The sequence below is a fragment of the Chitinophaga dinghuensis genome, assembly GCF_003259435.1.
In the GTDB taxonomy this organism is placed as follows: domain Bacteria; phylum Bacteroidota; class Bacteroidia; order Chitinophagales; family Chitinophagaceae; genus Chitinophaga; species Chitinophaga dinghuensis.
The window spans coordinates 387,300-400,327 of sequence record NZ_QLMA01000008.1 but is presented as its reverse complement, the minus strand read 5'-3'; the positions used below and the strand labels follow the sequence as shown (position 1 = coordinate 400,327).

The 13,028-nt window shown below is 44.6% G+C and carries 8 protein-coding genes; 3 read left to right on the top strand and 5 right to left on the bottom strand.

From position 1 onward, the window contains the following. Positions 1-127: 127 nt before the first annotated feature. The 4 genes from bglX to CLV59_RS23375 form a co-directional block, all read right to left on the bottom strand. A complete protein-coding gene (gene bglX / locus CLV59_RS23390; RefSeq protein WP_111594491.1) occupies positions 128-2,410 on the bottom strand; it encodes a beta-glucosidase BglX in 2,283 nt (760 codons plus the stop codon). Positions 2,411-2,421: 11 nt separating this feature from the next. Next, positions 2,422-3,867: an endonuclease/exonuclease/phosphatase family protein gene (locus CLV59_RS23385; protein ID WP_111594490.1), complete on the bottom strand. Its 1,446-nt coding sequence runs from the start codon at positions 3,865-3,867 to the stop codon at positions 2,422-2,424. Between the two features lie 79 nt (positions 3,868-3,946). Beyond that, positions 3,947-5,029, bottom strand: a complete 1,083-nt coding sequence (locus CLV59_RS23380; protein WP_111594489.1) for a FecR domain-containing protein — start codon at positions 5,027-5,029, stop codon at positions 3,947-3,949. A gap of 58 nt (positions 5,030-5,087) precedes the next feature. Then, complete coding sequence (locus tag CLV59_RS23375) at positions 5,088-5,654, bottom strand: RNA polymerase sigma factor (RefSeq protein WP_111594488.1); 567 nt, start codon at positions 5,652-5,654, stop codon at positions 5,088-5,090. Between the two features lie 333 nt (positions 5,655-5,987). Here CLV59_RS23375 and CLV59_RS23370 point away from each other — a divergent pair, with 333 nt between their 5' ends. Both CLV59_RS23370 and CLV59_RS23365 read left to right on the top strand, forming a co-directional pair. Then, on the top strand, positions 5,988-9,359 hold the full coding sequence (locus CLV59_RS23370) for a SusC/RagA family TonB-linked outer membrane protein (protein ID WP_111594487.1): 3,372 nt from the start codon (positions 5,988-5,990) through the stop codon (positions 9,357-9,359). A gap of 11 nt (positions 9,360-9,370) precedes the next feature. Beyond that, positions 9,371-10,912, top strand: a complete 1,542-nt coding sequence (locus tag CLV59_RS23365) for a SusD/RagB family nutrient-binding outer membrane lipoprotein (RefSeq protein WP_111594486.1) — start codon at positions 9,371-9,373, stop codon at positions 10,910-10,912. A gap of 159 nt (positions 10,913-11,071) precedes the next feature. On the opposite strand, the gene CLV59_RS23360 is transcribed toward CLV59_RS23365, so the two are convergent. Then, entirely contained in the window at positions 11,072-11,893 is an 822-nt protein-coding gene (locus CLV59_RS23360) for a universal stress protein (protein ID WP_111594485.1), read from the bottom strand. Positions 11,894-12,085: 192 nt separating this feature from the next. Between CLV59_RS23360 and CLV59_RS23355 the strand changes: the two genes are divergently transcribed. After that, the gene (locus tag CLV59_RS23355; protein WP_111594484.1) at positions 12,086-13,027 is read left to right on the top strand and encodes a 1-phosphofructokinase family hexose kinase; all 942 of its coding nucleotides are present in this window, start codon (positions 12,086-12,088) and stop codon (positions 13,025-13,027) included. Position 13,028 lies beyond the last annotated feature (1 nt).

Here is a 13,028-nt window from a genome sequence, read left to right as displayed (position 1 = left end):
ATTGGCAGTTTTAGCATAATATCAGCAAAAAACAACTGCCAAATGGGAGTAGGCGCTGGAGGAAGGTTTGGGGAGAAACTGCATAAAAATAAAAACGGACCCGACTTAGTCGAGCCCGTTTTTTGAATTATAATAACTTAAATCCTTCTTCTTTCACATCTCTGCTGTTTCCGCCTATAAAGATTTTGAAGTCTCCCGGCTCAGCCACATATTTCAACTCGCTATTATAGAATTTCAGGTCGTTTTCTGAAATGGTAAAAGTTACTTCTTTCGATTCGCCCGCTTTGATGGCTACCCGTTGGAATCCTTTCAGTTCTTTCACTGGTCGGGTAATACTGCCTACCAGGTCTCTTGTATACAGCTGTACGATTTCTATGCCGTCCTGATGACTGGTATTCGTAACGGTTACGGTAGCAGTGATATGACTGCCTGGTTTGAATTGTTTGGCCGACAAACGGATATCGCTATACGAAAAACTGGAGTAGCTCAGTCCGTAGCCGAAAGGATATAATGGTTCATTGGATACATCCAGGTAGTTGGAGTGGAATTTGGTAAACCATTTATCGTTGGCTGTCAGTGGACGGCCTGTATTTTTATGGCTGTAATAGAGTGGTAGCTGTCCTACGTTTTGTGGGAAGCTGGTGGTCAGTTTACCAGATGGGTTTACATCTCCGAATAATACATCGGCGATGGCGGCACCTGCTTCGCATCCGCCAAACCAGACATTCAGGATGGCAGGAACATGCTCGTTTTCCCAGGTGAGCGTCATAGGACGACCCGCGAAAAGTACCAACACTACTGGTTTGCCGGTAGCTACCAACGCAGCTAATAATTCTTTTTGCGTATCAGGAATACCGATATCTGTTCTACTGGCGGCTTCGCCGGTCATTTCAGAAGATTCTCCCAATGCCGCCACAATGATATCTGATTGGCTGGCGATTGCTAATGCTTCTTTTTTCAGTTCAGCAGCAGTGCGGGCATCTCTGTGGAGAGAACGTCCAAACATGGTGCTGTTGATTTCCAGCATGGAATCTGTAGTCAGGTTGGAACCTTTGGCATAATTGATTTTAACCTGGTTGCCTACTGTTTGCTGAAGCGCTTCCAATAAAGATGGATGTTTGGTGATTTCCGCAGAAACGGACCATGTTCCTGTCATATTTACGCGGGAATTAGCCAGTGGGCCTATCAATGCAATGCTGCCTTGTTTTTTTAGAGGGAGGAGTTGTTGTTGATTTTTTAGCAAGACGAATGTCTCCGTAGCTGCTTTGCGCGCTTCCTGTCGCTTCTCTGGCGTGTAGATCTCTGTGCTGCGGTCACCTTTACAGTTGCGGTAAGGGTCTTTAAAGAGGCCCAGTTTGTATTTAGCTTCCAGGATACGTCTGCAGGCGGTATTAATGGTATTGATGTCTACTTTACCTTCTTTCAGGGATTGGGCAATGGTACCGGTGAAGCCTTCGCCTACCATGTCCATATCCGTGCCTGCATTCAGGGCCAGCGCGGAGACGGTTTTCAGATCCCCCATACCATGCGCTATCATTTCATTGATAGCAGTATAATCTGTTACCACGAAGCCTTTGAAACCCCATTGTTGGCGGAGTACGTCTGTCATCAGCCATTTATTGGCGGTGGCAGGAATGCCGTCTACTTCGTTGAAGGAAGTCATGACAGTAGCTGCGCCAGCTTCCACAGCGGCTTTGTAAGGAGGGAAGTATTCGTTATACATTCTCACCCGGCTCATATCAGTCGTATTGTAATCTCTTCCAGCTTCTGCCGCGCCATAGAGTGCAAAGTGCTTCACACAGGCGAGGATGTTGCTGTTCTCGGAGAAGTTGTTCCCCTGATAACCACGTACCATAGCGGCCGCAATTTGGGACCCCAGGTACGGGTCTTCCCCTGATCCTTCTGCAATTCTTCCCCAACGGGCATCACGGGCAATATCCACCATAGGAGAGAAGGTCCAGTTAATACCGTCGGCGCTGGCCTCGAGGGCTGCTACCCGTGCACTTCTTTCTATCATTGTCATATCCCAGGAGCAGGATAATGCCAATGGAATAGGGAAGGTGGTTTTATATCCATGTACAACATCCAGTCCGAAGAGTAAAGGAATCTTCAGTCGGGATTGCTCTACGGCCATCTGCTGCGCTTTACGGATGTCGTCCACTTTTGTCATGTTCAGCAATGCGCCTACCTGACCGGCTTTAATTTTGGCTTCTACGCCAGTACTTACAGCTGATCCGGTTACCACCTCTCCGGAAGTGAGGAGATTTAACTGGCCCAGCTTTTCTTCCAGTGTCATCTTTTTGAGGAGTGCATCTACAAAAGTTTTCATTTGCAGATCTTGTTGTTGGGCAACCGCTATATGGCTCATAAAGCTGAAAGCCAATAGCATGGTGAGTTTTAAATATCTCATATCAGTATAGATTAAAAGCGAATGGTAGAAACTACAGGGAAATGATCTGATGGGAAACGGAGGTCTTTTGCATCAGTGAGTACGCCGTAGTTCAGTACTTCTATGTTTTTATTGATGAAGATGAAATCTATTCTCCCTTCTTTCACCACTTTTGTCCAGTTATGATATTTGAAATCCTGGAAAGTGCTGTCCGGCCCATAGGGCTTGGTGTGAGAAACCAGTTTGGCATCATTGAATTGCTGCACGATGGCGCCGTAAGCGCTGGTAGCAGGGTTTGAGTTGAAATCGCCGGTAATGATAACGGGCGTATTGTTATCGGATAACTGATGGATTTTTTCCAGGATCATTTTGGCGGAATTTTCCCTGGCTTGCACGCCTTCATTATCGAAGTGAGTATTGAAGAAATAGAATGCATTGCCAGTGGTTTTTTCTACCAAGTGGGCCCAGGTGCAAATCCGGATGTAGGCGGCATCCCAGCCTTTGGAAGGTATTTCCGGCGTAGGTGATAACCAGAAGTTACCGGATTTTATCAGGTCATATTTTTCCTTGTTATAGAAGATAGCAGAAAATTCGCCCCCTTCTTTTCCATCGTTTCTGCCTACGCCTACATGAGCATGCGTACCCATGGCATCCAGATCTTTCATCTGATCGATGAGGGCTTCCTGTACGCCAAATACATCAAATTGGTGGTATTGGATAAGGTCCCGCACCATTTCCTTGCGATGAGGCCATGCATTGGCGCTGTCCCATGCTATATTGAGGCGAAGATTGAAGGTGGCCACTTTCATAGTGGTGAGAGATTGATCCACCAGGTGCGGCGCTATGGCCTTTTGCCAGATACGGTAACCAACCGGCTTCATATGCAGTTGATCTTCTTTAAAGAGTTCCGCTTTAATGGCGCCGTTGGACTGGAGCATTTTACTGTATACGTCTACAAAAGAAGTATGGGACTGTTTGGCGAGAAATTGCTGAATGGCTTTATTGCTCTTTACCATTTCAGGAAGGAGCCGGCTTCTGCTGGGACTTGGTTTTATGGAGATGAACGTTACGGGAACTTCCGGCATTTTACTCCTGATCATGGAGAACAGTGTCTGGAAGCGTTTTAGCAGCATGGGCGCTTTCACCGTATCCGAAGCCAGGTCATTTTCTCCGCAATAGATTACGATTTGCTTAGGATGATAAGCAAAGATGACATCATTGGCATAATGAATAACATCCAGGAGATTGGAGCCGCCAAAGCCGCGATTGATAATCCGATGGCCCGGGAAGTAGTTATTTACATCCTGCCAGTAGGTAAAGGAGGAACTACCAATAAAGAGGATCTCCTTACCTGTGGGAGGAGTCTGCGAGTCCTGATGTTTGAACGCCTGAATATCGCTATGGTAAGGATATTGTTGCTGGGCATAGAGGGTGCTGTAACAGCAGATGCAAATTACGGCAGCTAAAATTTTTCTCATGGAACGTAGATTTATAGCTTCACTTTGATGTATAGTGTAGCTATGTGCTCTTCTTACCCCATGGAACCTGGAAAAAATTTTATCTGGAGGAGCGGGAACGCAAAATAATAGTGTTGCTGTCCTGTTTCTCTACTTCTGTATTCAGTACAGTGGATAGTACAAACAGTGCGTCGTCCAGAGAGGAAATAAGAATAGGGCCACTTACCGTTCTGTTGTTCATTGCCGGGTCTTGCATGATGATTTTTTTGCCGAAGTTATCTTCCAGGTAAAGGAGTATATCATTGACTGTAGGGTCTTGTAATATCAATTTCTGATTCTTCCAGGCACTGTACTTTTCAGCAGAGGTGGTGGAAGTGATGAGTTTATTTTCTGCATTGTTATAGGATACAATCTGGCCGGGCGACATAATAATATCCTGGTCTTTGCCATTGGCAAAGGAGAGTTTTATTTTTCCGCTTTCGAGTACCACTTCCGTTTTCTGGCGGCGTTGTCTTACGTCAAACATCGTTCCCAGTACAGTAACAGTAAGGTCTTTCGTATGTACGAGGAATTTTTCTTCGGCCTTGATCTGATTGGTATCTTTATTAATATGAATGACATGGAAGAGGGCTTCGCCTTCCAGCCATACTTCCCTGTTATTGCCTTTGCTCCAGTTCTTACTGTAAGTGATTTTTGAATTAGCATTCAGTTCTATCTGTGATCCATCTGGGAGCGTCACATGGCGTATTTCACCAAATGTAGTGCTGGCAATCACTTGCTCGTTACGCGTACGATTTAACAAGAAGTACGTACCACCTATAATGATAAGACCGGAAATGACAGCTGCTGCGCGGAACATAGTGCGGCGGGAAAGAAAATGTACTTTGGGCGGATTTTCTTTTTCTGCTTCCAGTTGTGCGTTCAGTAACTGCAAATGCCTTGCCCAGGAGGCTTCTACTTCTGCATCAGTGGGGGTATGGGTAACGAATGCGATACTTTTAAGATATATGCGGGCATTTTCAATGGCTTCCTGTTGCTGGGGTAGATGCGTTAGTACCATCTGCCAGAAGGTGTCATGGTCGGCGGATGGCTGGTACACCCACTCCTGGAAATAGGCGTCCGTAAGAAAATCGCTTTCCTTATAGTGAATATATTTATTATATGCGGTAGCTCCTTTTTTCATTCTATTATATAGTTCCCTGTTCTGCTGTTTTTACCCCAAGCTATTTTGTAAAAAATATTTAAAATAGTTCGGACAGCAAATATTGGCATAATAACAATAAGATCATAACCTTTTCTTTCAACGCTAACAGGCTCCTTGCCATGATCTTATATGTTGCTTTTACTGAGATGTTAAGAATAGATGCCACTTCCTGATAAGAAAGATTCTCATAAAATTTCAGGAAAATTGCTTCGAGCTGTCGGCCAGTCAACGTTTTAATTGCTTTTTGTAGTTTAACTTGCAGCTCCTCATTCAGCTCTTTGCTAACGATTACATTCTCGATAGACATTTCATAATCTTCCTCCGCAGACGGATTTAATACCAATTTATCGTGCTGCCTGATTTTTTTTATGAGAACGTAACGGAATGATGAATAGAGATAGAAATTAGGTGAATCTACATGCGATAATTTTTCACGTCTGTTCCACAAATCCAGGAATACCTCCTGAATACTGTCTTCAATCAGATGAGTGTTAGTGGTGAACTTTCTGCCATAATTATAGAATCGCTTGTAATATTCTTTATACAATCCGGAATAGGCTTCAATATCGCCATTCATAATATGTTGGAATACCGGATTGTCCATTTTTAGGTCAGAGATTGATTGAAACAGATCGCAAAATTATTGAAAAAAGGATACCGTCAACCTTTAGTCGCTCCTTTCACAGGGGCTTATTATGTTAACTAATTGTTATTGGAAAATGTACGTATCCACGGTAAAGGTAAATGTATTTATAATAAATTGTTGATTATTAAATTGTTATGTGAGTCATTCTGCTACTAGGTTAGCTATAATTATTAATACGCCAAGGGAGTCTGGAAAAAAAATAAAAAATGGATGGGGTAATTTTTTCCATTTCTAACACTTACTCCTAAACGGAACAAATTCCACTTTAACTAAACGAAAAATTCGCCAACTATGACGCTGCGCTATTTTAAGCGGTTGCTTGTGGTACTATTGCTGGCAGCCACAAGTACGGTGTATGCACAGAAAACTGTCCCTGTAATTGATGCCTTGAAAGCTATTACCCGCGTGTACAAAGCAGATTTTGTGTATGATCCGCAGGTAGTAAAGACCAAAACAACTACCTACAACATCACGAACTTCTCCGGAAAATCACTGGAAGATGTGTTGAAAGGTGTACTCTATCCAAATGATCTCGTATTCCTGTACGTGAAACCTAACTACTATACGATCGTAGAAAAGGACAGAGTGGGAGAGTATCAGTCGTCTCCCAAAAAATTAACGGATGATAACAGCCAGGCTACTGTACAAGCTAATCAGAAAGTAAAAGTTTCCGGCGTAGTAACCGATGCGGTACAACCTATTCCTAACGTAATGATTATGGAAAAAGGTACCGGCACCGGTACTATGACCAAACCTGATGGCAGCTACACCATTGCTGTTGCTGGTCCGCAGGCTATCCTGGTATTCTCCTCTATTGGCTATGGCAGCCGGGAAGAACTGGTGGGCGACCGCACTTCCATAGATGTGAAATTACAGGAAGCTACCAAGGAGCTGGGAGAAGTAGTGGTAACGGCGTTAGGCGTGAAACGTGAAGAAAAAGCGCTGGGGTATGCGGTACAATCTGTAAAAGGTACCAATATGCAAACCGTTAAGGGAGTAGACCTCGGTACTTCCCTCACTGGCCAGGTATCTGGTCTGACAGTGAAAAACTCTACGGAATTCAATGGTACTCCCAAACTGGAAATGCGCGGTGAAACCCCATTGCTGGTAATTGATGGGGTGCCTTATGGTAATATGACCCTCCGCGATATCCCAACAGATGATATCGAAAGCATTAACATGCTGAAAGGTCCTACTGCTGCTGCATTGTATGGCGCCCGTGGCGCAGCCGGCGCAGTGATGATCAGCACCAAACGCAGTAAGGAAGATCGCCTCACCGTAGATGTAAACAGCAATACCATGTTTAATCTCGGTTACCTGGCCCTCCCGAAAGTGCAATCTTCCTACGGCCATGGCCTGGATGGTAAAATTGCGACCGACTATGTATGGGGGCCTAAACTGGATATCGGTCAAACCGCTGTGCAATGGAATCCCATCACAAAACAAAATGAGGATATGCCACTGGTATCCAGCGGAAAGAACAACCTCAAGAACTTCCTGCAAACAGGGCTGATCACCAACAATAGCATCAGCGTTACCAAAGGTGGCAAGAATGGCTTCTTCAGAGCAGGTCTCAATCATATCTATAATAAAGGTCAGTTCCCTAATCAGAAACTGAATATCATTAACTATACCATGAGCGGCGATCTGAAAGCTGGCGAAAAATTCAGCCTGGAAAGCCATATGGGATACACCCGCACCACTGCTCCTCAACTCTGGGGTAGCGCCTATGACCAACAAGGTTATATCTACCAGATCCTGATGTGGACCGGCCCGGAGTACGATATCCGTCAGTATAAAGATTATTGGGTGACACCAAACCTGAAACAGAACTGGCTGTACAATGCCTGGTATGATAACCCATACCTGATTGCTTATGAAAAACTAAGAGGCACTGAACAGAATAAACTGAATGCCAGTCTGATCATGAACTACAACTTCACAAAAGACCTGAAGCTGATGTTCAGAAATGGATACGACTATTATAAAAATGAAGATGTGATCCAAAACCCTGCTGGTATTTATTCTACCAGAGGTATGACCATCGGTAATACCTTCGCATTCGACTTCAGCGGTAAAGGTATGTATGGCCAAAATCAAAGCTGGGGAAACAGTATCAACAGCGACCTGCTGCTGACCTACAATAAACAAATCGGTAAATGGAATATCGATGCGTTGGGCGGCGCCAGTATCTTCTATTATAAACAAAGAGAACAAGGTGCAAGAACAAGAAACGGTCTTGCGGTGCCAGGCTGGTATTCCCTTGCGAATGCAGTGCCTTCCACTACTGCCGGCGTAGACGGTATCATCACCAACTACGGTACCTGGGCCAAACAAACCAATTCTGTTTATGGGAAAGCAACGCTCTCCTGGAACAGCGCCGTATTCCTGGATGTAACCGGCAGAAATGACTGGAGCTCTACTCAGGAAGAAAATGCAAGATCCTATTTCTATCCTTCTGTTGCCACCAGTGTGCTGATGTCTGAATTTATCAAACTACCAAACTGGCTCGACATGTGGAAAGTAAGAGGTTCCTGGACCATGACTAAAACGCCACTGGATGTATATGCTAACAATCTCGCCTATACGATCAATAACAGTTGGGGTACTATCAGTGCCACTACGCCTAATAACCTGGCGGGAAGCAATTTACTGCCTGCCACTACCCGTACCTGGGAATTTGGTACTGCTGCATACCTGTTCAACAAACGCCTGCACGTAGATCTGGCTTACTATACAAAACTATACTACAATACCCAGATCCAGCAAACACTGGCGCCTTCTTCCGGTTATGCCACTACGCTGATCAATACCAACGAAACTACTGCCCGTCGTGGTATAGAAATCACTTTGGATGGTACTGTGATGAAGAAAGGCAAGTTCCAATGGAATTCCATGCTGAACTTCACGACACAGCATAAGTATTATGTAGACATTGATTCCGTGTATTCTGCTAAAAACCTCTGGACAAAATCCGGCGGACGCACAGACGTTGTCGCCTATACGCAGAAAGCGCTGAGAGATCCTCAGGGCAACGTGATTCACCAGAACGGTATGCCGCTCCTCAGTACTTATACCCAGCAGTTTGGTTTGTCTGATCCCGACTTCGTATTCGGCTTCATCAACAACTTCGCTTATGGTAACTGGAACCTGGGTATCACCATCGATGGCCGTATTGGTGGCGTAATGTACGATTACATCTACGCGAAAATGTTTGATACCGGTTCTAACCCGGAAACAGATAACCAATGGCGCTATGACGAAGTAGTGAAAGGACTGAAAAACTATGTAGGAAAAGGAGTGAAGGTTGTCAGCGGAGATGTTACCTATGATAAAAACGGTATGATCCTCACAGATACCCGTCAGTATGCACCAAATGATGTTCCGGTAAGCTATCAGGCGTATACCCGCAAATGGGGTAACTCCTATGAAACCGGCGTAATGAAAAAGAGCTTTGTGAAAGTGCGTGAAATCTCTCTTGGATACAGACTGCCACAAGCTTGGTTCGGTAAATCCGGTATCAAAAATGCTTCTGTAGCATTGACTGGACAGAACCTGTTCCTCTTCACGAATTTCAAATTCTCCGATCCGGATGTTGATTCCGAAAACATGAACGCTCCTGCGCAGAGAATGGTAGGTTTTAACGTTAAGGTGGGCTTCTAAAATAGACTAACATGACTAAGCATATTTCAAAAAAAGCTGTAATTGCCACACTGATAGCCGGTTTGGGCTTCAGTAGCTGTACCAAAAAGTTTGATAAAATCAATACCAATCCCGATAAGCCTTCCACAGCTGCATCGGAATGGCTGGCTACCAATATCCTCACTTCCGTTACGTCCAAAGATATCTCTCAAGGTACCGGATTCCGTCAGCCATTTACATTGGGTAAATATATCAGTTGGACAGAGTTGATGAGCGAATACCAGTACAATAAACTGACAAGAGTCGATTTTGCGAGATTACTGGTACTCCGCGATGTAGATCCAATGATCAAAAATGCCAGTACCGCCGATCTTAAAAATACCTTTGAAGGTTTTGGTCACTTTATCCGCGCGTGGCAGTTCTTCCAAACCACCATGCAGGTAGGAGATATCCCTTACAGCCAGGCTATTCAGGGCTCATCAGGCGTTATCAAAGCAAAGTATGATACCCAGAAAGATGTATTCCTCGGTATCCTGAATGAACTGGATCAGGCAGATCAACTATTGTCTAAAGGCGTAAACTTTACGGGCGATTTCATTTACCAGGGAAATGTAGACAAATGGAGAAGACTGGCCAACAGCTTCCAGTTGTATGTACTGATTAATCTTTATAAGAAAACAACCGATAAAGACCTGGATGTAATCAACCGGTTCAAAGCGGTAGCGGCGCGTCCGTTGATGAGGGATTTCAACGATAACTTTGCAGTAACCTATACGGCTTCTGCTGGTTATTGCTATCCATGGAGCAGTACTCCTGCGCAGATCAACTCTTTCCTGGATTATCCGGTGCTGTCCAGCTACCTGCTCGATCCTATGAAAGCTTCTCAGGATAAGCGTTTGTTCTATATGGCAGAACCTTCTCCTGCTCAGATTTCTGCTGGCAAAACTGCTTCAGATTACAATGCTTATCTCGGTATTGATCCTGCGGATGAATTGGGAACGATTGTTACCAATAAGAAAGCGGGTAATTCCTGTGCCGTAAATAAACGTTATGAAGAGTTGTTTAATGCGGAACCAGTAGGCTTACTGAACTATTGGGATGTGCAGTTCATCCTCGCTGAAGCAGCGGTACGTGGCTGGATTACAGGCACAGATGCACAGACTTACTATGCAAATGGTATCAAAAGTCATATGAATTTCCTGGTGAAATATACGCCTGCATCCTATGCACACGGAATGGTAATGGATGATGCCTATATTAATGCGTTTCCTGCTACGGTGACACTCGCCGGTACTGCGGAAAATCAGATCAAACAGATCATTACACAGAAATATATTGCCGGTTTCTTCCAGAACTCCGACTTCAACGCCTGGTATGAAAACAGACGTACCGGTTATCCTGCATTTACGCTGAAAGCGGCTACCAACATGAATACGCCCGCTAACGCCATGCCGGTAAGATGGATGTATCCACAGAAAGAGCTGGATTACAACTCAGATAATGTAAACAGTGCGGTGAATGCACAGTATGGCGGATTTGATGACGCCAATCAAATAATGTGGTTGCTTAAGTAGATGCCTGTCCTTATATGAATCGTCAAGCCCCATCTCTTTTCGAGATGGGGCTTTTTTGTGCAAGCCTTTGTGAAATTAAAGAAGACGCGCGCTTGGAAAATACCGTCATCTAACTTAACCGCATACACGAAATGTAGGCGACTTTTTTATTCTCTGTCCTCAACTGTGCGATATGAACACCGGCTGGTTAGTCATTCGGATGATCGGTGTGGCATGGCTGGATTTCAGCATGTTGGAAATAGTACTTCTACCATAAGATCCCATCACTAGAAAAGCGTTCTTCTTATTTAATACATATTCCAGTAATTCCGTCTTAATGACGCCCTCCCTTTCTGTAAATACAATATTGTTGTAATGGTCCAGTAACCATTCTTTCAATCTGTTCTTTTCTCCTGCCGAGATGCGGTGCTCACTGTTTACAGTAATTACATTAACAGGTTGCTGAGATAATTGTGGAAACAGATGCGTAAATTGTTTCATCGCCAACATGGAGGAAGGATGCCCATCATACGCGAAAATAATTTGCTCAATCCCTTCGAAGCCAACTGGTGTGATAATGACGGGGCAAGCTGCATCTGTCAGTATATCTCTTACAAATCGTGTGGGTATGGGCTCCGGTTGACTGGCAAAGGATAAGGCAGCATCCACCAGCAGTAGATCTGCATATTTGCTCTCCCTGATAATCTCATCCATTGGGAGACCTCTGTCGCGGTGAACAACAGCAGGTATTCCTCTGCTTGCACATGCGGTTCTGAATTGTTGGATACCTTCTTCACAGCAGTTACTTTTTATATCATCAATGGAATTAGCGGGCGAGTTTGCTTCCGCTTGTAGCATCGTTAAAGGTCTGCCTTCATACTCAAGATTTTCCAGAAAGATACCTGTTAGTTTTGAGTGGGTAAGATTACAAAGGAACATGGCAAAGTCAAGCGCCTGGGGGTTTATAGCCATTGCATCTGTAATGAATAGAATCTTTTCCATAATAGCAATTCTTTGATGTAAAATTAGACCGGCAGTCGCTAATTGACTATGATAATTGTCAGTTGAATGGCTGATAAACAGAGGTGAAATACCTGATAATAATCATAGAAGGTAATGACGGAAGACACCACCCATGCGGCGCCTCATTAGTACCTTTGAGCTAAGTTTTACCACATCTTAACATTCGCTGCCATGTCACTTATCACTACAGTCACCTTTAACCCGGCTATTGATAAAAGCGTTATCATTCCTGCTTTGGCCCCGGAGAAAAAATTAAGCTGTTCTATGCCTGTTTTTGAGCCTGGCGGTGGTGGGGTGAATGTTGCAAGAGCAATCAAAAAGTTGCAAGGAGAGGCTACGGCTGTTTATCTAGCAGGAGGATATTCCGGGAATTTTTTTAATTCCTTACTGGATATGGAAGCAATCCCCTTTATCATGGTCCCTATTTCCTCTCATACACGGGAAAACCTGATTGTATTGGATAAGTCTACGGGCTTACAATATCGTTTTGGTATGCCAGGGCCGATGGTTAGTCCACAGGAATTTGACCAATGCCTGGAGGTCATTCGTCATATGGAGACAACCTGGCTGGTGGTAAGTGGAAGCCTTCCTGCTGGCGCGCCAGCTTCTATTTACGGTACAGCAGCCGCTATTGCAAAAGGGCGGGGAATAAAATGTATCGTAGATACTTCAGGAGCGGCTTTGAAAGCTGCTGTGGATACAGGTGTCTACCTGATAAAGCCTAACTTGTCGGAGTTGAGTTACCTGGTTGGAAAGGAATCATTATGCGGAAATGAAGTGGTAGCGGCGGCTAAGGAAGTCATTAACAGTGGGAAATGTGAGATAGTAGTGGTCTCTTTAGGGGCAGCAGGCGCTTTGGTTGTTACGGATAAAATTGTACATACCATTGCAGCCCCTACAGTCAGATGCAACAGTACTGTGGGGGCAGGGGATTGTATGGTGGCAGGAATTGTATACCAACTTTCGCAGGGAGAAGACATCGTGGCGGCTGTCCGGTTTGGCGTGGCTTGTGGAACGGCCGCTACATTGAATCCAGGTACTGCCCTGTTCAAACCGGAAGATGTCCGGTTCTTGTATAAGAATATGCGCCAGGCCGATCCCGGGAAATGTTAAA